Source organism: Hypericibacter adhaerens (assembly GCF_008728835.1).
Taxonomy (GTDB): domain Bacteria; phylum Pseudomonadota; class Alphaproteobacteria; order Dongiales; family Dongiaceae; genus Hypericibacter; species Hypericibacter adhaerens.
In genome coordinates this window covers 5,215,467-5,239,272 of record NZ_CP042582.1, presented here as the reverse complement: position 1 = coordinate 5,239,272, position 23,806 = coordinate 5,215,467, and the positions used below count along the sequence as shown (strand labels likewise).

General features: G+C 67.8%; 20 protein-coding genes. 15 read left to right on the top strand and 5 right to left on the bottom strand.

Annotated features, from left to right (window positions below; translation table 11 throughout):
- The first annotated feature begins 98 nt into the window (after window positions 1-98).
- The 11 genes from FRZ61_RS23455 to FRZ61_RS23405 all read left to right on the top strand — a co-directional run bounded on the left by FRZ61_RS23455 (window position 99) and on the right by FRZ61_RS23405 (window position 14,820).
- Window positions 99-869 carry an SDR family oxidoreductase gene (locus FRZ61_RS23455; RefSeq protein ID WP_151120021.1) on the top strand — a complete coding sequence of 257 codons (771 nt, stop codon included), beginning with the start codon at window positions 99-101 and terminating at the stop codon, window positions 867-869.
- Window positions 866-2,056 (top strand): cell division protein ZapE, encoded by a 1,191-nt coding sequence (zapE, locus tag FRZ61_RS23450; protein WP_151120020.1) that lies wholly within the window; start codon window positions 866-868, stop codon window positions 2,054-2,056. Before FRZ61_RS23455 ends, zapE begins: the two co-directional genes overlap by 4 nt.
- Window positions 2,057-2,209: 153 nt before the next feature.
- Window positions 2,210-3,175 carry a malate dehydrogenase gene (gene mdh, locus FRZ61_RS23445; protein ID WP_151120019.1) on the top strand — a complete coding sequence of 322 codons (966 nt, stop codon included), beginning with the start codon at window positions 2,210-2,212 and terminating at the stop codon, window positions 3,173-3,175.
- Between the two features lie 276 nt (window positions 3,176-3,451).
- Window positions 3,452-4,621 carry an ADP-forming succinate--CoA ligase subunit beta gene (gene sucC, locus FRZ61_RS23440; RefSeq protein WP_151120018.1) on the top strand — a complete coding sequence of 390 codons (1,170 nt, stop codon included), beginning with the start codon at window positions 3,452-3,454 and terminating at the stop codon, window positions 4,619-4,621.
- Window positions 4,621-5,493: a succinate--CoA ligase subunit alpha gene (gene sucD / locus FRZ61_RS23435; protein ID WP_151120017.1), complete on the top strand. Its 873-nt coding sequence runs from the start codon at window positions 4,621-4,623 to the stop codon at window positions 5,491-5,493. Before sucC ends, sucD begins: the two co-directional genes overlap by 1 nt.
- Window positions 5,494-5,659: 166 nt before the next feature.
- Entirely contained in the window at window positions 5,660-8,551 is a 2,892-nt protein-coding gene (locus FRZ61_RS23430) for a 2-oxoglutarate dehydrogenase E1 component (RefSeq protein ID WP_151120016.1), read from the top strand.
- Between the two features lie 58 nt (window positions 8,552-8,609).
- Entirely contained in the window at window positions 8,610-9,881 is a 1,272-nt protein-coding gene (gene odhB, locus FRZ61_RS23425; RefSeq protein ID WP_151120015.1) for a 2-oxoglutarate dehydrogenase complex dihydrolipoyllysine-residue succinyltransferase, read from the top strand.
- An 18-nt stretch (window positions 9,882-9,899) separates the two neighbouring features.
- The gene (locus FRZ61_RS23420) at window positions 9,900-10,658 is read left to right on the top strand and encodes a peptidase C39 family protein (protein WP_151120014.1); all 759 of its coding nucleotides are present in this window, start codon (window positions 9,900-9,902) and stop codon (window positions 10,656-10,658) included.
- 33 nt (window positions 10,659-10,691) lie between these two features.
- A complete protein-coding gene (gene lpdA / locus FRZ61_RS23415; RefSeq protein WP_151120013.1) occupies window positions 10,692-12,101 on the top strand; it encodes a dihydrolipoyl dehydrogenase in 1,410 nt (469 codons plus the stop codon).
- Window positions 12,102-12,442: 341 nt separating this feature from the next.
- Window positions 12,443-13,204, top strand: a complete 762-nt coding sequence (locus FRZ61_RS23410) for an endonuclease/exonuclease/phosphatase family protein (RefSeq protein ID WP_225308970.1) — start codon at window positions 12,443-12,445, stop codon at window positions 13,202-13,204.
- A gap of 62 nt (window positions 13,205-13,266) precedes the next feature.
- Entirely contained in the window at window positions 13,267-14,820 is a 1,554-nt protein-coding gene (locus tag FRZ61_RS23405; protein ID WP_151120011.1) for a phospholipase D family protein, read from the top strand.
- A 10-nt stretch (window positions 14,821-14,830) separates the two neighbouring features.
- Here FRZ61_RS23405 and FRZ61_RS23400 read toward each other — a convergent pair whose 3' ends face one another.
- From FRZ61_RS23400 to fsa, 5 genes are read right to left on the bottom strand one after another with little or no spacing between them, the layout of a single operon-like run.
- A complete protein-coding gene (locus FRZ61_RS23400) occupies window positions 14,831-15,313 on the bottom strand; it encodes a GNAT family N-acetyltransferase (protein ID WP_151120010.1) in 483 nt (160 codons plus the stop codon).
- 10 nt (window positions 15,314-15,323) lie between these two features.
- Complete coding sequence (locus FRZ61_RS23395; protein WP_151120009.1) at window positions 15,324-15,776, bottom strand: hypothetical protein; 453 nt, start codon at window positions 15,774-15,776, stop codon at window positions 15,324-15,326.
- Entirely contained in the window at window positions 15,773-16,756 is a 984-nt protein-coding gene (locus FRZ61_RS23390) for a tyrosine recombinase XerC (protein WP_151120008.1), read from the bottom strand. Before FRZ61_RS23390 ends, FRZ61_RS23395 begins: the two co-directional genes overlap by 4 nt.
- On the bottom strand, window positions 16,735-17,484 hold the full coding sequence (locus tag FRZ61_RS23385) for a DUF484 family protein (protein ID WP_151120007.1): 750 nt from the start codon (window positions 17,482-17,484) through the stop codon (window positions 16,735-16,737). The genes FRZ61_RS23390 and FRZ61_RS23385 overlap by 22 nt, the downstream gene beginning before the upstream one ends.
- A gap of 32 nt (window positions 17,485-17,516) precedes the next feature.
- A complete protein-coding gene (gene fsa, locus FRZ61_RS23380) occupies window positions 17,517-18,173 on the bottom strand; it encodes a fructose-6-phosphate aldolase (protein ID WP_151120006.1) in 657 nt (218 codons plus the stop codon).
- A 111-nt stretch (window positions 18,174-18,284) separates the two neighbouring features.
- Between fsa and FRZ61_RS23375 the strand changes: the two genes are divergently transcribed.
- From FRZ61_RS23375 to FRZ61_RS23360, 4 genes are all read left to right on the top strand, one after another.
- Complete coding sequence (locus FRZ61_RS23375; RefSeq protein ID WP_151120005.1) at window positions 18,285-20,495, top strand: primosomal protein N'; 2,211 nt, start codon at window positions 18,285-18,287, stop codon at window positions 20,493-20,495.
- A gap of 268 nt (window positions 20,496-20,763) precedes the next feature.
- Window positions 20,764-21,324, top strand: coding sequence for a F0F1 ATP synthase subunit delta (locus tag FRZ61_RS23370; RefSeq protein ID WP_151120004.1), 561 nt, complete (start codon window positions 20,764-20,766; stop codon window positions 21,322-21,324).
- Window positions 21,324-22,853 carry a F0F1 ATP synthase subunit alpha gene (gene atpA / locus FRZ61_RS23365; protein ID WP_151120003.1) on the top strand — a complete coding sequence of 510 codons (1,530 nt, stop codon included), beginning with the start codon at window positions 21,324-21,326 and terminating at the stop codon, window positions 22,851-22,853. The genes FRZ61_RS23370 and atpA overlap by 1 nt, the downstream gene beginning before the upstream one ends.
- Before the next feature lie 47 nt (window positions 22,854-22,900).
- Complete coding sequence (locus FRZ61_RS23360; protein WP_151120002.1) at window positions 22,901-23,779, top strand: F0F1 ATP synthase subunit gamma; 879 nt, start codon at window positions 22,901-22,903, stop codon at window positions 23,777-23,779.
- The last annotated feature ends 27 nt before the right edge of the window (window positions 23,780-23,806 follow it).

Sequence of the window (23,806 nt, the reverse complement as noted above, 5' to 3'; positions counted from 1 at the left end):
ATCTCTCCTCCGCGCGGGCTTCACGATCCGGCAAGGATTGGCACCGGATCATCGATGCCGGACTTTGCGTGGCCGCGAGTTGGGATAGATTGAGCGCGATGGCGACTCGGACCAAGACAGGCAAGGGACCGGTGCTGGTGATCACCGGCGGCAGCCGCGGCATCGGTGCCGCGACCGCGCGTCTCGCTGCCGCTCAGGGCTACCGCGTGGCGGTCAACTACAACAGCAACGCCAAGGCCGCGGCCAAGACGGTGCAGGCGATCGAGAAAGCCGGCGGCAAGGCGATCGCGATCCAGGCGGACGTCTCGCAGGAGGATCAGGCGATCAGCCTGTTCGAGGAGACCGAAGCGCAGTTCGGCCCGATCTACGGCCTGGTCAACAATGCCGGCATCATCGGCTCGAGCGGCCGGGTCGAGGATCTGACGGCCGAGGCGCTCGAGGCGGTCATGCGGACCAACGTGATCGGCGCCTTCCTCTGCGCGCGCGAGGCGGTCAAGCGCATGTCGACGAAGAACGGCGGCGCCGGCGGCGCCATCGTCAACGTCTCCTCGCGGGCCTCGGCGCTCGGCAGCCCCGGCGAGTTCGTCCATTACGCGGCCTCGAAGGGCGCCATCGACAGCATGACCGTGGGCCTGGCGCGCGAGGTCGGGCGCGACGGCATCCGCGTCAACGCCGTCTCGCCGGGCCTGATCCTGACCGAGATCCACGGCTCCGTCGGCGATGCCGGCCGGCTCAAGCGCCTGGTCGGCAGCGTGCCGCTGGGACGGGTCGGCTCCGCGCTCGAGGTCGCCAAGACCATCCTCTTCCTGCTGTCGCCGCACGCCAGCTACGTGACCGGCACCATCCTGCAGGTGTCCGGAGGCCGATGACGCCGGTGGCGGATTCGATCGAGACCGGCCCGTCAGGGCGCCCGGCGACGCCATCCGATGCCGACGGCGCCGGCGATCGCGGACCCATGGCGCGCTATCGGGCCCTGGTCGCCTCGGGCGCCATCGCCGCCGATCCGGTGCAGGCGATGGCAGCCGAGAAGCTGCAGCTCCTCTATCACGCGCTGCTGCACTACCGGCCGAACGGCGGCGGGTCGAGGAACTGGCGCGAGCGCCTGGGGCTGGTGCGGCGCGCCCAGGAGCCGGCGCCACAGGGTCTCTACATCTTCGGACCTGTCGGCCGCGGCAAGTCCATGCTGATGGACCTCTTCTTCGCGAGCGCGCCGGTGGAGGCCAAGCGGCGGGTCCATTTCCACGAGTTCATGCTCGAGATCCACCAGGCGATGCACGAGTGGCGCCAGTCGAACGAGGGCGATCCGATCCCGGCGCTGGCGGCCCGAGTCGCGCAATCGAGCTGGCTGCTCTGCTTCGACGAGTTCCAGGTCACCAATATCGCCGACGCCATGCTGCTGGGGCGGCTGTTCGAGGCGCTGTTCCAGAAGGGCGTGGTGGTGGTGGCGACCTCCAACACCGCCCCCGCCGATCTCTACCGCGGCGGGCTCCAGCGCGATCGGTTCCTGCCCTTCATCGCGCTCATCACCGAGCAGCTCGACCTGATCGAGCTGGACGGTCCGACCGACTACCGGCTGCTGCGGATGAAGGGACGGCCGCTCTACTTCCATCCGCTCGACGCGGCCTCGGCCGCGAAGCTCGATGAGGTCTGGTCGCTGCTCACCGACGGCGCCAAAGGCGAGCCTGCGAGCTTCGCCGTCCAGGGCCGACAACTCGAAATAACCCGCGCCGCCAAAGGAACGGCCTTCATGTCCTTCGCCGATCTCTGCGGCCGTCCGCTGGGTGCGGCGGACTACCTGACGCTGGCGACCCACTTCCATTCCCTGCTGCTCTCGGGCGTGCCGCGCTTCACGCCGGAGCGCCGGAACGAGGGGAAAAGATTCATCACGCTGGTCGACGAGCTCTACGAACATCGCTCGCTGCTGGCGATGACGATGGAAGCGCCGATCGAGTTGCTCGCGGCCTCCGACGACATCGAATTCGAGTATCGCCGTACCCATTCTCGACTGGTCGAAATGCAGTCGGACGAGTACCGCGAACGGCATCACCTGACCTGAATGTTGAAATTTTTGTTCAACACACTTGCTCTTGAGGTTAAAAGAGGGTATTGACACTAGGTCTAGTGATATGCCCAGACCTGATTCGAGATCGGGTCTCGGCGGTGCCCAGGTGGGAAAAATTCGGGCATCGCGACTAGCAAGGGAATGAGAATGGCGCGCAAGAAAATCGCGCTTGTGGGTGCAGGCAATATCGGCGGGACTCTCGCGCTTCTTGCTGGGCTGAAGCAGCTCGGCGACGTGGTGATGTTCGACATCGTCGAGGGCGTGCCGCAGGGCAAGTCGCTCGACATCGCCGAAAGCGCGCCGATCGAGGGCTTCGACGCCACCGTCGCCGGCACCAACAACTATGCCGCCATCAAGGGCGCCGACGTGGTGATCGTCACCGCCGGCATTCCGCGCAAGCCCGGCATGAGCCGCGACGATCTGCTGGGCATCAACGGCAAGGTCGTCGCCACCGTCGGCAAGGCGATCAAGAAGCATTGCCCGAAGGCTTTCGTCATCGTCATCACCAACCCGCTCGACGTGATGGTGTGGGTGATGCGCGAGGAGAGCGGCCTGCCCGCGAGCCGCGTGGTCGGCATGGCGGGCGTGCTCGACAGCGCGCGCTTCCGTTATTTCCTGGCCGAGGCGATGGGCGTCTCGGTCGAAGACGTGACCGCCTTCGTGCTCGGCGGGCATGGCGACACCATGGTGCCGCTGGTCCGCTACTCCACCGTGGCCGGCATTCCGCTGCCGGACCTGGTGAAGAAGGGCTGGATCACGCAAGAGAAGCTCGATGCCATCGTCCAGCGTACGCGCGACGGCGGTGCGGAGATCGTGGGGCTCCTGAAGACGGGCTCCGCCTTCTACGCGCCGGCGGCCGCCGCGATCCAGATGGCCGAGTCTTATCTTTTAGATAAGAAACGGGTTCTACCCTGTGCTGCCCAGCTCAATGGGGAGTACGGGGTAACAGGGCTCTATGTCGGTGTGCCGGTAATCATCGGCGCTGGCGGCGTGGAGAGAGTGGTCGAGATCGACCTGAACAAGGCCGAAAAAGCCATGTTCGACAAATCGGTTTCGGCCGTTAGGGGCCTCATCGATGAGATGAGGAAAATTCAGAGAGGAGTTACAAAATGAAGCGGACCACAAAGCGCCGGGCTAAGCCGGCTGCGAAGAAGGCCTCGCCGAAAAAGGCCGCCAAGAAAAAGGCCAAGGCGAAGTCGAAGAAGAAGATCTAATACACGGCCATCAGTCGTTCTGAAGGCCTAAGGCGGCGGTATCCCGGATCTGGCGACCTGCTTAGGGCGGCCGCGCTTGCGCTGCCCCGGGAAGTTGCTAGATTATGCGCCCCGCAAAAACAGCCGGGTCGCAAGACCGGGTGCCGCCGCCAGCACTTTTTGGCGCTTTAGGCCGATGAACATTCACGAGTACCAGGCGAAGAGCCTGCTGACCAAGTTCGGCGTCGCGGTGCCCCGCGGCGTTCCTGCCTTCACGGTCGACGAGGCCGAAGCGGCCGCCAAGCAGCTCGGCGGCAGTATCTGGGTCGTCAAAGCGCAGATCCATGCCGGCGGCCGGGGCAAGGCCGGAGGCGTGAAGATCGCCAAGTCGCTGGCCGAGGTCCGCGACTACGCCAAGGCCCTGCTGGGCATGACCCTCGTCACAAAGCAGACCGGTCCACAAGGCCGCCTCGTGCGCCGTCTCTATATAGAAGAGGGCGTCGATATCCGCCGCGAGCTCTATCTGGGGCTCCTGGTCGACCGCGGCACCTCGCGCGTCACCATCATCGCCTCGACCGAGGGCGGCACCGAGATCGAGGAAGTCGCGGCCAAGACACCGGAGAAGATCATCAAGGTGCCGGTCGATCCGGCGACCGGGCTGATGCCGCATCATGCGCGCCACGTCGCCTACGGCCTCGGGCTCGATGGCGACCAGGTCAAGTCCTGCGTCAAGTTCGTCACCGCCGCCTGGCGCGCCTTCAACGAGCTCGATGCCTCGATCGTCGAGATCAATCCGCTGGTCGTCACCGGCAAGGGCGACGTGATCGCGCTCGATGCCAAGATGAACTTCGACGACAACGGCCTCTTCCGTCATCCCGAGGTCGCCGCGCTCCGCGACGAGAACGAGGAAGATCCGGCCGAGATCGAGGCCGGCAAGCACGGCCTCAACTACATTAAGCTCGACGGCAGCATCGGCTGCATGGTCAACGGCGCCGGCCTCGCCATGGCGACGATGGACATCATCAAGCTCTATGGCAGCTCGCCCGCCAACTTCCTCGATGTCGGCGGCGGCGCCACCAAGGAGCGCGTCACCATCGCTTTCAAGATCATCCTGTCGGACCCGAACGTGAAGGGCATCCTGGTCAATATCTTCGGCGGCATCATGCGCTGCGACATCATCGCCGAGGGCGTGGTCGCGGCGGCCCGCGAGCTGGCGCTCAAGGTGCCGCTGGTCGTGCGTTTGGAAGGCACCAATGTCGAGCTCGGCAAGAAGATCCTCGCCGAGAGCGGCCTCAAGGTCCTCTCCGCCGACAACCTCGCCGACGCGGCCGAGAAGATCGTGCGAGCGGTCAAGGAGGCGGCCTGATGGCGGTCCTCGTCGATCGTGACACCAAGGTCATCTGCCAGGGCTTCACCGGCGCGCAGGGGACCTTCCACAGCCAGCAGGCGATCGCCTACGGCACCCGCATGGTGGGCGGCGTCACGCCCGGCAAGGGCGGCAGCACCCATCTCGACCTGCCCGTGTTCGACACCGTCGCCGAGGCGGTGAAGAAGACGGGAGCCACGGCTTCCGCCATCTACGTGCCGCCGCCCTTCGCGGCCGACGCGATCCTCGAGGCGGTGGCGGCCGAGGTGGCGCTCGCGGTCTGCATCACCGAAGGTATACCGGTCCTCGACATGGTGCGGGTGAAGCGCGGCCTCCAGGGATCGAAAACCCGCCTGGTCGGCCCCAATTGTCCCGGCGTCATCACCCCCGATGCCTGCAAGATCGGCATCATGCCGGGCCACATCCATAAACGCGGCGTCATCGGCATTGTTTCCCGCTCCGGCACGCTTACATACGAGGCGGTCGCCCAGACCACCGCGGCCGGGCTGGGGCAGTCCACCTGCATCGGCATCGGCGGCGACCCGGTCAACGGCACCAACTTCATCGATTGCCTGGAGATGTTCCTGGGCGATCCGGAGACCAAGGGTATCGTCATGATCGGCGAGATCGGCGGCTCGGCCGAGGAGGACGCTGCCGAATTTCTGAAACGAGACAAGCGTAAAAAGCCCGTCGTCGGCTTCATCGCCGGCGTGTCGGCCCCCCCGGGCCGGCGCATGGGGCATGCCGGCGCCATCATTTCGGGCGGCAAGGGTGGAGCCGGCGACAAGATCGAGGCCATGCGGAGCGCCGGCATCGCCGTCGCGGAGTCACCCGCAAGCCTCGGCAGTACAATGTTAAAGGTACTGCGCTAGCCAAGAGCCCGCCGGGCGTACCGCCCGGTCCCGACGGGTTTTCCGGCCAGCGCCATTCCTGGGGGAGGAGGCCGCGGGCCGCTGGATCCTGTTAACCATGTTGTTCTTCAACAGGTTGGTGGGATCGAGAGCCTGAAAGGCTCCTGAAGCAAGAACCGAACGAGCGATGCAAACCGACCCCACGACGTTTCTTTCCGGCCCGAACGCCACCTTCATTGCCGAGCTCTACGCCCGCTACCTCGAGGATCCCCAGTCGGTGGATGCCTCCTGGCGCGGCTTCTTCGCCGAGCTGGCGGACGATGCTCCCAACATCGCCAAGGATCTGGAGGGCGCCAGCTGGGCGCCGCGCCAGAACGGCATCATCGTCAACGGGCATGATCACACGGCGACGGCGGCACCCGCGCGCGAGAACGGCGCCACCAAGCTCGCCGAGCGCGTCGACGACGACCAGATCCGCGCAGCCGCGACCGATTCGATCCGTGCCCTGATGATGATCCGCGCCTACCGCGTGCGCGGCCATCTCGAGGCCAATCTCGATCCGCTGCAGCTGAAGCCCCGCCCCAAGCATTCGGAGCTCGATCCCGCCTCCTACGGCTTCACCGAAGCCGACCTGGACCGGCCGATCTTCATCGACAACGTGCTGGGCCACGAATACGCGACGCTGCGCCAGATCATCACGATCCTGCGCGAGACCTATTGCGGGAACATCGGCGTCGAGTTCATGCATATCCAGGATCCCGAGCAGAAGAGCTGGATCCAGGAGCGCATCGAGGGCATCCGCAACCAGACCGAATTCACCGACAAGGGCAAGCGCGCGATCCTCGAGCGCCTGACCGCGGCCGAGAGCTTCGAGCGCTTCCTCGACAAGAAATATACCGGCACCAAGCGCTTCGGCCTCGATGGCGGCGAGAGCATGATCCCGGCGCTGGAACAGATCATCAAGCGCGGCAGCCAGGTCGGCGTGAAGGAGTTCGTGATCGGCATGCCCCATCGCGGGCGCCTCAACACGCTCGCCAACTTCATGGGCAAGCCCTTCGCGGCGATCTTCTCGGAGTTCCAGGGCAACCCGGCGAACCCCGAGGACGTCCAGGGCTCGGCCGACGTGAAGTATCATCTCGGCACCTCCTCGGACCGCGAGTTCGACGGCCAGACCGTCCATCTCTCGCTCACCGCCAACCCGTCCCATCTCGAGGCGGTCAACACGGTGGTGCTGGGCAAGGTCCGCGCCAAGCAGGAGCAGCGCGGCGACCTCGAACGCAACGAGGTGGCGGCGATCCTGCTCCATGGCGACGCGGCCTTCGCGGGCCAGGGCCTGGTGGCCGAGACGCTCGACCTCTCCGACCTCAAGGGCTACCGCATCGGCGGCACGATCCATTTCATCGTCAACAACCAGATCGGCTTCACCACCGATCCGGTGCAGTCGCGTTCCGGCCCCTACTGCTCGGAGGTCGCGAAGATCATCCAGGCGCCGATCTTCCACGTGAACGGCGACGATCCCGAGGCGGTCGTGCATGTGTCGCGCATCGCCACCGAATACCGCCAGCGCTTCAAGCACGACGTGGTCATCGACATGTTCTGTTATCGCCGCTACGGCCATAACGAGAGCGACGAGCCGATGTTCACGCAGCCGCTGATGTACAAGCGCATCGCCCAGATGCCGACCACGCGGCAGGTCTATGCCGAGCGCCTCGCGCGCGAAGGCGTGGTGAGCGCGGCCGACGCGACGGCCATGGTCGCCGAGTTCCAGAAGCGCCTCGACGAGGCGTTCGAGAACGCCAAGAGCTTCAAGCCCAACAAGGCCGACTGGCTCGAAGGCGCCTGGAGCGGGCTCGAGATCGCCTCGGGCGACGACCGGCGCGGCCAGACCGCCGTGCCGATGCAGGAGCTCAAGGAGATCGGCAACGCGCTCTGCACGGTGCCGCAGGGCTTCAGCCTCAACCGCAAGATCGTCCGCCAGCTCGAGGCCAAGCGCCAGGCGATCGAGAGCGGCGAGGGCATCGACTGGGCCACGGCCGAGGCGCTCGCCTTCGGCAGCCTGCTGGTCGAGGGCGCGCCGGTGCGGCTCTCGGGCCAGGATGTCGGCCGCGGCACCTTCTCCCAGCGCCATGCGGTGCTGATCGACCAGGAGAACGAGGACGAATATCTGCCGGTCAACAACATCCGCGAGAAGCAGGCCAAGCTCGAGATCATCGACAGCCCGCTCTCGGAAGCCGGCGTGCTGGGCTTCGAATACGGCTACAGCCTCGCCGAGCCGCGGGCGCTGGTGATCTGGGAAGCCCAGTTCGGCGATTTCGCCAATGGCGCCCAGGTCATCGTCGACCAGTTCATCAGCTCGGGCGAGAGCAAGTGGCTGCGCATGTCGGGCCTGGTGATGCTGCTGCCGCACGGCTACGAGGGGCAGGGACCGGAACATTCGTCGGCCCGCCTCGAGCGCTACCTGCAGCTCTGCGCCGAGGACAACATGCAGGTGGTGAACTGCACCACGCCCTCGAACTATTTCCATGCGCTGCGCCGGCAGCTCCATCGCAATTTCCGCAAGCCGCTGATCGCGATGACGCCGAAATCGCTGCTCCGGCACAAGCTCGCCGTCTCGAAGCTCGACTACATGAGCGACGGCACCAGCTTCCACCGCGTGCTGCATGACGAGGCGCATGGCCAGCTCGCCAACGACCGCGACATCCGCCGCGTCGTGCTCTGCTCGGGCAAGGTCTATTACGACATCCACGAGGAGCGCGAGAAGCGCGGGCTCAAGGACATCTACATCCTGCGGCTCGAGCAGCTCTATCCCTTCCCGGACAAGGCGCTGAAGGCCGAGCTGCAGCGCTTCTCGCCCGACATCCAGATCACCTGGTGCCAGGAGGAGCCCAAGAACATGGGCGCCTGGTGCTTCGTCTCGCCCGAGATCGAGCGCGTCATGGGCGAAGCCGGCATCCGCCAGCCGCGGCTGACCTATTCGGGTCGTCCGGCCTCGGCCTCGCCGGCGACCGGCCTGCTCAAGCGTCACCTCAAGGAGCAGGGTCAGCTGGTCGGCGAGGCTCTCGGTTTGACCGCCGCCTAGAATTTCACTGACAATAGGGCCCCCCGGGTCCCCTTTCGACGATTGCCAAGAGGTTCCCATGGCCACAGACATTGTCGTTCCCGCGCTGGGCGAATCGGTCACCGAGGCGACCGTCGCCAAGTGGCTGAAGCAGGTGGGCGACAAGGTCGTGGTCGATGAGCCCCTGCTCGAGCTCGAGACCGACAAGGTCTCGCTCGAGGTCTATGCCACCAAGGCGGGCACGCTTTCGGAGATCCGGGCCAAGGCCGGCGACACGGTCGAGGTCGGCGCCGTCGTCGGCGTGATCGGCGACGGCGCTGCCGGTGCCGCGACCGCCGGGCCCGAGCCGATCCAGGCCAAGGCGGCACCCGCGGCTCAGCCGGCGGCGCCCGCCGCCGCGCCGGCCGCAGCCGCGGCCCCGGCGGCACCGCCGCCGGTGCCGGCCCAGCCCGACCGTCTGGCGCCGGCGGTGCGCAAGCTGGTGGAGGAGAACAAGCTGGCGCCCGAGCAGATCCCGGCGACCGGCAAGAGCGGGCGCATCACCAAGACCGACGTGCTGGGCTATCTGGAGCGCGAGGGGCGCCTCGCCGCGCCGATCGCCACCCCGGCGCCTGCCCCGTCGGCGCCGCCCGTCGCGGCACCCGCGGCCGGCCCGCGCGAGGAGCGCGTGCGGATGACGCGCCTGAGGAAGCGCATCGCCGAGCGGCTGAAGCAGGCCCAGAACACCGCGGCCATGCTCACCACCTTCAACGAGGTGGACATGACCAACCTTTTGGCCGTGCGCAACCACTACAAGGACGCCTTCGAGAAGAAGCACGGCATCAAGCTCGGCTTCATGTCGTTCTTCGTGAAGGCCGCGATCGTGGCGCTCAAGGAGATCCCGGCCGTCAATGGCGAGATCGACGGCGACGACATCGTCTACAAGAACCATTACGACATCGGCGTCGCGGTCGGCACCGAGCAGGGACTGGTGGTGCCGGTGGTGCGCGATGCCGACCGGATGAGCTTCGCGGATATCGAGCTGAAGATCGCCGATTACGGCCGCCGCGCCCGCGACGGCAAGCTGGCGCTGGACGAGCTCCAGGGCGGCACCTTCACCATCTCCAACGGCGGCGTCTACGGCTCGCTCATGTCGACGCCGATCCTGAACCCGCCGCAGTCCGGCATCCTCGGCATGCACAAGACCCAGGAGCGGCCGGTGGCGATCGGCGGCAAGGTCGAGGTCCGGCCGATGATGTATCTGGCCCTCTCCTACGATCACCGCATCGTCGATGGCCGCGAGGCCGTCACCTTCCTGGTGCGGCTCAAGGACTGCATCGAGGACCCGCAGCGCATGCTGCTCGAGATCTGAACCTCGCCGGTTCCCCACATGGCAAAACAGACGAAACGCGCGATCGCCCGCAGCTCTTCCCGGGCTCCCCGACGGGCGGCGACGGCCAAGCGCGCCAAGCGATCCGTGCCCAAAGCCGCCACATCCAAGGCGAAGGCCGCGCGCCGCATCCCGCATTATCGCCAGACGACCGACTTCACCTGCGGGCCCTCCTCGGTGCTGATGTCGATGCGCGCCCTCGATCCCAGGGCGCCGTTCGACCGGGCGAGCGAGCTGCAGCTCTGGCGCGAGGCCACCTCGGTGTTCTCCGGGCCTTCCGGCGGCCATGGCGGCTGCGGCCCGGTGGCGCTGGCGCTGGCCCTCGGACGGCGCGGCTTCACGGCCGAGGTCCATGTCAATCACCGCGACGTCTTCCTGGGCGAACGCACCCGCTCGGCCGAGCGCAAGGAAGTGATGCGGGTGCTGCAGGAGCAGGACCTGGCCGAGGCCAAGCGCCGGGGCATCCCGGTCCATTACGGCACGCTCAGCCAGAAGGCCCTCGAGGCCCGGTTCCGCGAGGGGCTGATCCCGATCGTGCTGGTCAGCACCCATTTCATCCATGGCGACCATGTCGCCCATTGGGTGGTGGTGACGGGCTTCGACGACGAGAACGTCTATGTGAACGACCCCTGGGTGGCGCTCGACAAGGGCAAGACGCCCAAGGACATGACCGACTTCCCCGTGCCGCGGCAGGCCTTCGACGGCATGACCTGCTATGGCAAGCAACGCGAGCGGGCCTGCGTCCTGGTCGGGCGCTGAGGCCCTCATTCCTTAGAATCGGCGAGAATTCCCATGAGCGAGACGGCCTACGACCTGGTGATCATCGGCGGGGGCCCGGGCGGCTATGTCGCCGCCATCCGCGCCGGCCAGCTCGGCCTCAAGACGGCCTGCGTGGAGATGCGAGGGCGGCTCGGCGGCACCTGCCTCAATGTCGGCTGCATCCCGTCCAAGGCGCTGCTGCAATCCTCGCATCTCTATGAGGAGGCGACGTCGCACCTGGCCGCCCACGGCATCGGCGTCGCGGCACCCGCCCTCGATCTGGGCGTCATGCTGGCGCGCAAGGACAAGGTGGTCGACGACCTGACCCGGGGCATCGAGTTCCTGTTCCGCAAGAACAAGGTCGATTACATCAAGGGCCGCGGCAGGATCGCGGGCCCCGGCCGGATCGAGGTGGCGCTCGAGGCCGGCGGCAACCAGAGCCTGACCGCCAAATCGATCTGCATCGCGACCGGCTCGGAATCCTCGCCGCTGCCGGGCATCCCGGTCGACGAGAAGCGCATCGTCACCTCGACCGGCGCGCTCTCGCTCAATCCCGTGCCGGGCCATCTGATCGTGATCGGCGCCGGCTATATCGGGCTCGAGATGGGCTCGGTCTGGCGGCGGCTGGGATCGAAGGTGACGGTGGTCGAGTATCTCGACCGCATCCTGCCCGGCATGGATGGCGAGATCGCCAAGCAGTTCCAGCGCCTGCTGCAGAAGCAGGGCTTCGAGTTCCATCTGGGCCAGAAGGTCACCGGCGCCGCCGCCGGTGCCGATGGCGTCACGCTGACCATGGCGCCGGCGGCCGGCGGCGAGGCCACCACGATCCAGGCCGACGTGGTGCTGCTCTGCGTCGGACGGCGCGCCTTCACCGAGGGGCTGGGCCTCGAGACGGTGGGCGTCGCCAAGGACGAGCGGGGCCGCGTCAAGACGAACGGCCATTTCGCCACCAACGTGCCGGGCATCTATGCCATCGGCGATGTGATCGCGGGACCGATGCTGGCGCACAAGGCCGAGGAGGAAGGCGTGGCGCTGGCCGAAATCCTGGCGGGCCAGGCCGGCCATGTGAATTACGAGACGGTGCCGGGCGTGGTCTATACCCACCCCGAGGTGGCGACGGTCGGCAAGACCGAGGAGGAGCTCAAGGCCGCCGGCATCGCCTACAAGGTCGGCAAGTTTCCGATGACCGCCAACAGCCGCGCGCGCTGCGCCGGCGATACGGACGGGCTGGTCAAGATCATCGCCGACGCCAAGACCGACCGGCTCCTGGGCTGCCATATCATCGCGGCCGAAGCCGGCACGATGATCCATGAGGCGGTGATGGCGATGGAGTTCCAGGCCTCGGCCGAGGATGTGGCCCGGTCGTTCCACGCGCATCCGACCCTGAACGAAGCCGTCAAGGAAGCCGCCCTGGCGGTGGACGGAAGGGCGATTCACATCTGAGAGACGGGTTCGGGGCTATCCTGGACCGGTGTTAAGGCACGGGGCCCCGCCAGCCGCGCTGCGGCGCCAGGATCCCCTGTAAAATCCTGTGGCTTTGCCCCATATTGACGGGGTGCGACGCCCAAGAGGGCCGGCGCGCCGATGCGGCGTCGACCGTCGGGATGCAAACCCAGCCCCTGTCGATCGAACCTAGAGGTTCGTCTCGCGGGTCCCTCGCGAGCCGGCCACGGGCCTTGTTATGTGCCCATCGGGAAGGAGAGTTGAAGGCTGTGCCTGACAGGTCGAGAGGACGCCTGAGGTCCCATATTCTGGCGGTCCTGCAGCAGGAGCGGAAATCCTACTTGTCCCGCAACGGGACGAAGAAGGCAGGCACGCTCATCGCCTCCTACAACGTCCATAAATGCGTCGGCATGGATCAGCGCTTCGATCCGGCCCGCGTCGAGACGGTGATCGGCGAGATCGGCGCCGACATCGTGGCGCTGCAGGAAGCCGACCGGCGGTTCGGTGCGCGCGCCAATATCCTCGACCTGGACCGGCTGGAGCGCGAGAGCGGCTTGCTGGCCGTGCCCGTGGCGGGCCGCCCGAAGGGGCATGGCTGGCACGGCAACCTGCTGCTGTTCCGCAAAGGCACCGTCCGCGACGTCCATCAGATCGACCTGCCCGGCGTCGAGCCGCGCGGCGCGCTGGTGGTCGATGTCGATCTCGATGCCGGGCCGCTGCGCATCGTCGCGGCGCATTTCGGGCTGCTGCGCCGGTCGCGCCTGCGCCAGGCCGAGGCGATCCTGACGGCCGTCGCCGCCCGCAACGAGCGGCCGACGCTGCTCCTGGGCGATCTCAACGAATGGCGGGTGGGCCCGCGTTCTTCGCTGCGCAACCTCGACCCCGCCTTCGGTCCCATGGCCGCCGACCTGCCCAGCTTCCCCGCGCGCTTTCCCTTGTTTGCCTTGGACCGGATTCTGGGGAATCCTCACGATCTGATCACCGGCCTCGAGGTGCATGACACGCCCTTGTCGCGGGTCGCGTCGGATCATCTGCCGCTCAAGGCCTGGGTCGATCTGGAAGGCAGCCGGGCGCCGGCGACGGATGGGCAAATCGCGGCCTGACGCCGCCCTGCTTCTCGTGCGCCGCCCCTGAAACCCGAGGAAAGGCTGGCACCCGAGGTCGAATGCAATCGGTCCTCATCGCTCTCGTTGCATTGGCCGGGCTGATCCTGGCGGCTTATCTCGCGCTGCTGTCCTACACCCGCTTTCTCGAACGCGCCCGCGGCAAGCCTTCCCTGGCGATGCCCGTCTCCGAGACGGCGGCACGGCTCGACCGCCTGGTGGCCCCTCTGCTGGCCCGGCGCCCCGGGCAGAGCGGCATGGTCCTGCTCGCCAGCAATCTCGACGCCTTCGCCGCCCGCCTGCTGGCCGCCCGCCAGGCGGAGCGCAGTCTCGATCTCCAATATTACCTTTGGCATGGCGATCTGACCGGCCGGCTCCTGGCGCATGAGGTGCTCCAGGCCGCCGACCGCGGCGTCCGGGTCCGGCTGCTGCTCGACGATCTCAATGCGCGTCAGCATGACCGCACCTATCTGGCGCTCGATGCGCATCCCAACATCGATGTGCGCCTGTTCAACCCGCGGCTGAGCCGCCATGGCCTGCTGCGCCTCGCCTTCGAGACGGTGCTGCGGGTCATGCGGATCACGCGGCGCATGCACAACAAGGCCTGGATCGCCGACGGCCGGCTCGCCGTCGTGGGCGGACGGAACGTCGGCGATCCCTATTTCGACGCGGCCGCGAGCTCCAATTTCTGCGACCTCGACCTCCTCATGCTGGGCCCCGCGGTGCACCAGGCCGAGACGGTGTTCGATCTCTACTGGAACAGCGAGGCGGCGATCCCGATCCGGGCGCTCGGCAAGCGGCGCAAGAAGGCCCTGTCGCGGCTCCGGCGGCGGCTGGCTTCCCTGGGGGCCAATGACGCGGCGCGCCCCTACCTCCACCGCATCGTCCAGGAAGCCACCATCGGCGAGCTGCTGTCGGGCAAGGGAGAGATCTGCTGGGCGGAGAAAGCGTCGATCGTCGCGGACCCGCCCGAGAAGTTCAAAGGCGACGGGCAGAAGAACTGGCTGATGCATGCGCTGGGGCCGCTGCTGGCGTCGGCCAGGGCGAAGCTCGAGATCATCTCGCCCTATTTCATTCCAGGCGACGCCGGCACGACACGGCTGACCGAGATGGCGGGGCAGGGCGTCGAGATCGCGGTGCTCACCAACTCGCTCGCCGCCACGGACGTGACCGCCGTCCATGGCGCCTATGCGCGATACCGGAAGGCTCTCGTCCAAGGCGGCATCCGCCTGTTCGAGCTCAAGCCCTACGAGGCCCGCGGCCGCAAATCCATCTTCGGATCGATCAGCGCCAGCCTGCATACCAAGGCCTTCACGATCGACGATCGTCTGGGTTTCGTCGGCTCCATGAATTTCGATCCGCGCTCGGCCTCGCTCAACACCGAGATGGGCCTGCTCTTCGAGCATGAGGGCCTGGTCCGCCAGATCGGCGCGATCTTCGCCGACGAGACCTCGCCGCGGAAAAGCTACCGGGTCCGCATCGAGGCGGGCCGGATCCTGTGGCAGGACGAGGAGGAAGGGGCTGTCAGAACTTGGCGGGACGAGCCGGAGGCGCCGGCCCGCCGCCGCCTGATGGCGACGATCATCGCCCTGCTGCCGATCCAGTCGCAGCTGTGACGGGGCGCCCTCAGGCTTCGAGCGTCGCGCCTTCGATGATCATGAAATCCAGCTCGCGCAGATAGCGCGCGCCCAGCTTTTCATAGAACCCGGCGGCCAGCCGGTTCGGCTTGTAGACGGCCCAGAACAGCAGCGGCGCCTGGCGCTCCCGGCCCTGGCGTGCCGCTTCGCGCATCAGCGCGCGGCCGACGCCGAGCCCCCGCGCGTCGGGCTCGACCCAGAGATCGGCGAGGACGACCATGCGCTGGGCGGAATCGGCATCGTAGCCGAGATGGTAATGCAGATAGCCCACGGGGCGACCCGCCTGCTCGGCGATCAATCCGATGAAGGCGCGGTCGGGTCCGAACCCGTCGCGGCGGAAAGCCGCCGCATCGAAGCGGAAGTCGGTCTCGTCGCCGAGCGCCCGCAGATAATCGGCAAACGCGGCCGCCATGCGGCCGACGTCCTCGGCATCCTCGACGCGGCTCAGGCGGACCGTGAGTGGCGCGGCCACCGGCGGCCTCTCAGTGGTTCTCGATGGCGTCGACCGCGGCGACGGTCAGGACGTCGAGGATGAGATTGGTCGCGGCCTGCACCAGCATGACCTTGTCGTCCAGGATCAGCAGCCGCTGGCTGCCGGGGCGCGGCGGCAGCTGCACCGCCAGCTCGTAGGGCAGCGGCATGGCGCCGAGCCCCGGCGGCAGGGTGCCGTTGCGGACCAGCTGCTTCTCGAGCCCGGGCGGCAGCGTGCCCTTCTTGGCGATGCCCGGCGGCAGCCCTTTGTTCTTGCGGCCGTTGCCGTGGTTCTGGTGGTCCCAGTCGTCATATTGCCGCTGATAGTAGCTCGCGATCAGGCGGCGCTCGATCTCGGTCAGGACGATATCGCCGATCGACGTGTCGGCCCGTGCAGGGGGCAGGCGGAACAGCGACGCGCCAGCGAGGCCGAGGGCGCCCGTCAGCAAGGTTCGACGTTTCATGAACTCCTCCGGCTGCCGATGCGCTTGGCGCGCGGGTGGGTCTCGCCATAGAGCTTGAGCAGGGCGGCGCTGTCGATGTCGGTGTAGCGCTGGGTGGTGCTGAGCGAGCTGTGGCCCAAGAGCTCCTGGATGGTGCGCAGATCGCCGCCGCCGGCCAGAAGATGCGTCGCGAAGCTGTGGCGCAGCGCATGGGGCGTGGCGGTCTCGGGCAGGCCCAGCAGCGCCCGCAGCCGGGCGAGCTCGCGCTGGGCTACGCGCGCCACCAGCCTTGCCCCCCTCGCGCCGACGAAGAGCGGGTCCTCCTTGCCAGCACCGAAGGGGCAGGCCGCCGCATAGTCGGCGAGGGCGTCGCGGATCTCCGGCAGCAGCGGCACGCGGCGCTGCTTCGAGCCTTTGCCCGTCACCATCAGCTCGGTCATGGTGTTGGCGTCACCGGCCGGCAGGTCGCCGCGATTGAGCGACAGCGCCTCGGCGATGCGCAGGCCCGCTCCATAGAGCAGCATGAAGAGCGCGCGGTCGCGCAGCGCGATCCAGGGCGCTTGCGCATAGATGCCGGCCTCGTCGACGACGTCCTGGGCTTCGGCGGCCGTCAGCGCCTTCGGCACCGAACGCGGCAGCTTGGGCGGGCGCAAGGTGCCGAGCGCCGCATTCTCGACCAGCCCGCGCTTGGCCAGGAAGCGGAACAGGCTCTTGAGGGCGGAGATCGCCCGCGCGTTGGAGGCGGCGGCAAGCCCGCGCTCGCTCGATCGCGCCAGCCAGCCGCGGAAATCGCCGCGCTCGAGACGGCGCAGATCCTCGAGCCCCGGCGCATGGCCTTGATGCTCGGTCAGGAAGCGCAGGAAGCTTGCCAGATCGCGCCGGTAGGCGGCGACGCTGTGCGCGGAGGCGCGGCGTTCATGGGTGAGCCAGGCGGTCCAGTCCTCGATCGCGCGCGCCAGCGCCGGCTCGAGCGTCAGCCTCAGCGGGTCGAGATCAGCCATGAGCGCACGCAATGCTCGAGGATGCGCGCGAGGAAGGAGAGCAGCTCGGTGCCCTGGCCGGAATCGAAATATCCCGGATGGCGCGTGCCGAAGGCCATCAGGCCTTGCGGCATGCCGTCGCCGAACTTGAGCCGGATCAGCGCGTCGGAGCGCACCAGCCCGGCCCCGCCGCCGAAGAGAAGCGGATCGCCCGCCACCTCGTCGCGCAGCAGCACCTCATGCTCGCGCCCGATCAGCGCGTCGACCGCGCCGCGATCGAGCAGCTGCACGCCTTCCATCCGGCTCGGCTCGGTGAAGCCCTCGCTGCGCTCCAGGCAGAGCGTCACCACATCGACATCGAGGATGACCGCCAGATCGGTGGTCACGATCTCGACCAGATTGGTGAGGCTGCGCGCCTCGAGCAGCGCCAGGGCCGCGCGATGGACCCGGGTCTGGGTCGCGAGATTGTCGCGGCTGTTGGAGAGGAGATCGTCCTGGTCGCCGCGCAGCCGCTGCACCTCGCGCCGCAGCCGCTCCACCATGAATTGCTGCAGGTCGACCACCCCTTCGCCATCATGCCGGCCCGGCAGCTTGAGGCTGTCCAGGAGATCGGGATGCTGGCTCAGGAACTCGGGATGGCGCTGCAGATACTCCATGACCTCGGCGGCGGTGACCCGCGCCGAGCGCGTGCCGCCAGAGCCCGCGCCATTGCGGGACAGGCCGGCGGCATCCTCGGGCGTCTGGGTCATGATGCGGGTTCCCCGTGCTTCTCGCTGAGGGCCTAGATGATCGACTGGCCGGTCTTGGCCCAATCGGCGAGGAAGGCCGCCAGGCCCTTGTCGGTCAGCGGATGATTGAACATCTGGCGCAGCACGGAGGGTGGCAGGGTCGCGACGTCGGCGCCCATCTTCGCCGCCTGGATCACATGGACCGGATGGCGCACCGAAGCCACCAGCACCTCGGTCTCGATATGGTCGTAGGCGTTGTAGATCTGCACGATATCGGCGATCAGCCCCATGCCGTCGCTGCCGATATCGTCGAGCCGGCCGACGAAGGGCGAGATGAAGCTGGCCCCCGCCTTGGCCGCGAGCAGCGCCTGGGCCGGCGAGAAGCAGAGCGTCACATTGACCTGGATGCCCTCGTTGCGCAGCGCCTTGCAGGTCTTGAGCCCGTCGGGAGTCAGCGGCACCTTGACGCAAACATTGTCGGCGATCTTGGCGAGCTTGCGGCCTTCGGCCAGCATCTTGGCATGTTCGGTCGCGGTCACCTCGGCGCTGACCGGGCCCTCGACCACGCTGCAGATCTCCTTCACGACCTCGATGAAGTTGCGCCCCGATTTCTGGATCAGCGAGGGATTGGTGGTCACGCCGTCGACGAGGCCGGTGGCGGCAAGGTCGCGAATTTCTGCGAGGTCGGCGGTATCGATGAAGAACTTCATGAGGGAACGGTTCCAGATCCTTGACCGAAAGAGACGGGCTGCGGAGGGTCGGCACGATTGGCCGACTCGGGCCAGCCCTCCTTAGACTGTATCTTTCTTTGAGTGTAGCCGATGGCGGAATCAGGCACCAGTTCGAGCCCCGGGCGGAGCGGCGCCACGCAAAGCGTGAGCGTCCTGCTGCCCCTGCCGCTGGCGGGCGCCTATGATTACCGGGTGCCGCCGGATCTTGCGCTCGAACCGGGCGATTTCGTCATTGTACCGCTGGGCCGGCGCGAAACGGTGGGCGTTGTCTGGGGCGAAGGCAGCGGCGAGCTGGCGCCGGCGCGCCTCAAGGATGTGACGGAACGACTCGAAGCGCCGCGGATGCCGGCCGCGGTGCGGCGATTCGTCGACTGGGTTGCCGGCTACTCGATGGCCCCGCCCGGCGCCGTGCTGCGGATGGCGATGAGCGTCTCCGCCGCGCTGGAGCCGCCCCGCGCGCTCACCGGCTACCGGCTGTGCGCCGGCGCAGCGTTGCCGGCACGGATGACCGAGGCGCGCCAGCGCGTGGTCGACACGCTCAAGGAGGGGCCGGCCCGCCTGCTCTCCGAACTGGCGCGCGAGGCCGGTTGCTCGACCGGCGTGATCAAGGGGCTGGTCGATGCGGGCGCCGTCGAGACGGTGGAGCTGCCCGCGCGCATGAGCCCGCCGCCGCCCGATTGGCGGCTGCCCGGTCCGTCGCTGGAGCCGGCCCAGGCCGAGGCCGCGCGCAGCCTGCGCGAGAAGGTGCTCGCGGGCGGCTTCTCCGCGACGCTGATCGACGGCGTCACCGGCGCCGGCAAGACCGAGGTCTATTTCGAGGCGATCGCGGCGGCGCTCGAGGCCGGCCGGCAGGTGCTGGTGCTGTTGCCGGAGATCGCGCTCTCGGCGCAATGGCTGCAGCGCTTCGAGCGTCGCTTCGGTGCCAAGCCCGCGCAGTGGCATTCCGATCTCGGCAGCGCCGAGCGCCGCTGGACCTGGCGCGCCGTCGCGGAAGGGGACGTGCGGCTCGTGGTCGGCGCGCGCTCGGCGCTGTTCCTGCCCTTCTCGGATCTGGGATTGATCGTCGTCGACGAGGAGCACGAGGCCGCCTTCAAGCAGGAGGACGGCGTCATCTATCAGGCGCGCGACATGGCGGTGGTGCGCGCGCATCAGAGCTCGTTCCCGGTGCTGCTGGTCTCGGCCACGCCGTCGCTCGAGACGGTGCAGAACGTGGCGAACGGGCGCTATGGTGCGGTTCATCTGCCGGACCGCCATGGCGGCGCCAGCCTGCCCAGGATCGCGACCATCGATCTGAGGCGCGATCCGCCGCCGCGCCAGAGCTGGATCTCGCCGCCGCTGCGAAAGGCGCTCGCCGAGACGCTGGCGGCAGGCGAGCAGGCGCTGCTGTTCCTCAATCGTCGCGGCTATGCGCCGCTGACTCTCTGTCGGACCTGCGGGCATCGCCTGCAATGTCCCAACTGCACCGCCTGGCTGGTCGAGCACCGCTTCCGCGGGCGGCTGCAATGCCATCATTGCGGCTATATGACGGAGCTGCCGCCTTCCTGCCCCGCCTGCAACGCCACCGACAGCTTTGCCGCCTGCGGGCCCGGCGTCGAGCGGCTGGCGGAGGAGGCGGTGGCGCTCCATCCCGAGGCGCGCCTCGCCGTCATGACCAGCGACACGGTCTTCTCGGTCAGGGCGGCCGAGGAGATGGTCCGGCGCATCCAGGCGCATGAGGTCGATCTCCTGATCGGGACCCAGATCGTCGCCAAGGGCCACCATTTCCCGATGCTGACCCTGGTCGGCGTGGTCGATGCCGATCTGGGGCTGGGCGGCGGCGATCTCCGGGCCGCGGAACGGACTTATCAATTGTTGCATCAGGTGGCGGGCCGCGCCGGCCGCGCCGAGCGGCCGGGCCAGGTGCTGCTGCAGACCTTCGATCCCGGCCATCCGGTGATGCAGGCCCTTGTCGGCGGCGACCGCGACCGCTTCCTGGCCGAGGAGGCGGAGGACCGGCAGCGGCACGGGATGCCGCCCTTCGGCCGGCTGGCGGCGGTGATCCTCTCGGGCGACAGCGCCGAGGCGGTCGACCGGCTGGCGCGCGAGGTGGCGGCCCGCGCGCCCCATTTCGACGGCGTGACGGTGCTGGGCCCGGCGCCGGCGCCACTGGCGCTGTTGCGAGGACGCCACCGCCGCCGCTTCCTGATGAAATGCCGGCGGGACCTGGCGCCCCAGCCGCTGCTGCGCGACTGGCTGGCGCCGATCAAGCTCTCCGGGTCGCTCCGGCTCCAGATCGACATCGACCCCTACAGTTTCTTCTGAGCGACCCTGCCCGCGGCCCTCGCGGGAGCGGCAAAAAGGCGCGGTTGGCGGGTGCCCCGCGAACCGGTCAAAGCGGCTGAAAACAAGCGGTTTTCCACAAGGCGGCAAACCTGGCCCCGGGCCATTGCATGCCCCCCTTGTCTATGTTATTCACCGCCCGCCCCGCGGCGTGGCCGATATAGGTCGGTCGCGCGGGCGGGACATTGCCGGTTCGCGGACCTTTGGGAAGAGGGCCGCGTCTTCAGGGTAACGACGGGGATCGAGAAACGTGGCAGCCGGAGGCACTGGCTCAGGCGGTCTGGCGGCGCGCTACGCCGCGGCGCTCTTTGAACTGGCCGATGAGAAGAAGCAGCTCGACGAGGTCGCCAAGGATCTCCAGGAGCTGAAGGGAATGCTGGGCGAGAGCGCCGATCTGCGCCAGATGATCCGCAACCCGCTTCTGTCGCGCGCCGAGCAGGGCCGCGCGATGGAGGCCCTGCTGGAGAAGGCCGGCGCCTCGGCGCTGATGCGCCGCTTCATCGGGCTGGTGGCGCAGAACCGCCGCCTGTTCGTCCTTCCCGAGATCATCGAGGCTTATCTGACGGAGCTTGCCCGCCGCCGCGGCGAGGCCAGCGCCCAGGTGGTCTCGGCGCAGCCGCTCGACGAGCGCCAGCGCCAGGCCGTCACCGAAACCTTGAAGCGCGTCACGGGCGGCAAGGTTGCCGTGGACCTGAAGGTCGATCCGAGCCTGCTCGGCGGCCTGGTGGTCAAGGTCGGCAGCCGCCTGGTCGACAGCTCGCTCAAGACCAAACTGCAAAGACTGCAACTCGCCATGAAAGGGGTTGAGTGATGGAGATCCGCGCCGCGGAGATTTCCGCGATCCTCAAGCAGCAGATCGAGAATTTCGGCAGTGATGCCGATGTGGCCGAGGTCGGCACGGTGCTCTCGGTCGGCGACGGCGTGGCCCGCGTGCATGGGCTGGACAAGATCCAGGCCGGCGAGATGGTCGAGTTCCCGGGCGGCCTGCGCGGCCTCGCCCTCAACCTCGAGAGCGACAATGTCGGCGTCGTGATCTTCGGCGACGACCGCGACATCAAGGAAGGCGACCTGGTGAAGCGCACCGGCGCCATCGTCGACGTGCCGGTGGGCAAGGGCCTGCTCGGCCGCGTGGTCGACGGCCTCGGCAACCCGATCGACGGCAAGGGCCCGCTGACCGACGTCAAGCGCCAGCGCGTCGAGGTGAAGGCGCCGGGCATCATCCCGAGGAAGTCGGTGCATGAGCCGATGCAGACGGGCCTCAAGGCCATCGACAGTCTGGTCCCGGTCGGCCGCGGCCAGCGCGAGCTCATCATCGGCGACCGCCAGACCGGCAAGACCGCCGTCATCATCGACACCATCCTGAACCAGAAGGCGATCAACGCCGGCGGCGACGAATCCAAGAAGCTCTACTGCGTCTATGTCGCGGTCGGCCAGAAGCGCTCGACCGTGGCCCAGATCGTGAAGACGCTCGAGGACAACGGCGCGCTCGAATATTCGATCGTCGTCGCCGCCACCGCCTCGGAGCCCGCCCCGCTGCAGTATCTGGCGCCCTACACGGGCTGCGCCATGGGCGAGTTCTTCCGCGACAACGGCATGCATGCCGTCATCTTCTACGACGACCTCTCCAAGCAGGCCGTCGCCTACCGCCAGATGTCGCTGCTGCTCCGCCGTCCGCCGGGACGCGAGGCCTATCCGGGCGACGTGTTCTACCTGCATTCCCGCCTGCTCGAGCGCGCCGCCAAGATGAACGACAAGAACGGCGCGGGCTCGCTGACGGCGCTTCCCGTGATCGAGACCCAGGCCGGCGACGTCTCGGCCTACATCCCGACCAACGTGATCTCGATCACCGACGGCCAGATCTTCCTCGAGACGACGCTCTTCTACCGCGGCATCCGCCCGGCGATTAACGTCGGCCTGTCGGTGAGCCGCGTCGGCTCGGCCGCCCAGATCAAGGCGATGAAGCAGGTGGCCGGCCGCATCAAGCTCGAGCTCGCGCAGTATCGCGAGATGGCGGCCTTCGCCCAGTTCGCCTCCGACCTCGACGCCTCGACCCAGCGCCTCCTGGCGCGCGGCTCGCGCCTGACCGAGCTCCTGAAGCAGGGGCAGTTCCAGCCGATGCCGGTCGAGGAGCAGGTGGTGTCGATCTTCGCCGGCGTGCGCGGCTATCTCGACGCGATCCGCGTCGAGGACGTGACCCGGTTCGAGAAGGCGCTGCTCTCCGAGGTGCGGGCGAAGCACAAGGACATCCTCGACGCGATCCGCAACGAGCGCGAGATCAGCAAGGCGACCGAAGACAAGCTCAAGGTCTTCTTCGACCAGTTCACCAAGACCTTCGCCTGATCCGCCACTCGAATCCGCGAACGGAACCAGCCGGGGCGCTCTAGGACATGCCGAGCCTCAAGGACCTCAAGGTCCGCATCAACAGCGTGAAATCCACGCAGAAGATCACCTCGGCCATGAAGATGGTCGCGGCGGCGAAGCTGCGCCGCGCCCAGGAGCAGGCCGAGGCGGCCCGGCCTTATGCCGAGCGCATGGAGCGGATGCTGGGCTCGCTCGCGACCGCCATGGCGGGCCGCGAGGGCGCGCCGCCCCTCCTGGTCGGCAACGGCAAGAGCCAGATCCACCTGATCGTGGTGATGACCTCCGACCGCGGTCTGTGCGGCGGCTTCAACTCCTCGATCGTCCGCGGCGCGCGGCGCATGATCCGCGACCTGATCGGGGCCGGGAAGGCCGTCAAGATCATCACCGTCGGCCGCAAGGGCCGCGACCAGCTCAAGCGCGACTTCGGCAAGCTCATCGTCGAGAACTTCGACGATGTCGGCCGTCAGCGCCTGACCTATGCCGATGCCGACCGGATCGCGCACCGCGTCACCAGCCTCTACGAGGCCGGCGAGTTCGACGTCTGCACGATCTTCTACAACAAGTTCAAGTCGGCGATGACGCAGATCCTGACCGCGCAGCAGCTGATCCCGTTCGTCGGGGCCGGCGAGGCGAAGGCGGCCACGACCGACCTCTTCTACGAATACGAGCCGGACGAGCAGGAGATCCTCTCGGAGCTGCTGCCGCGCAACCTCGGCGTCCAGGTCTTCCGGGCGCTGCTGGAGAACGCGGCCTCCGAGCAGGGCTCGCGCATGACCGCGATGGACAGCGCCACGCGCAATGCCGGCGACATGATCAACAAGCTGACCATCAACTACAACCGCAGCCGCCAGGCCTATATCACCAAGGAGCTGATCGAGATCATCTCCGGGGCCGAGGCGCTGTAATCGACGAACGACGCCAGCAGGGCGCGC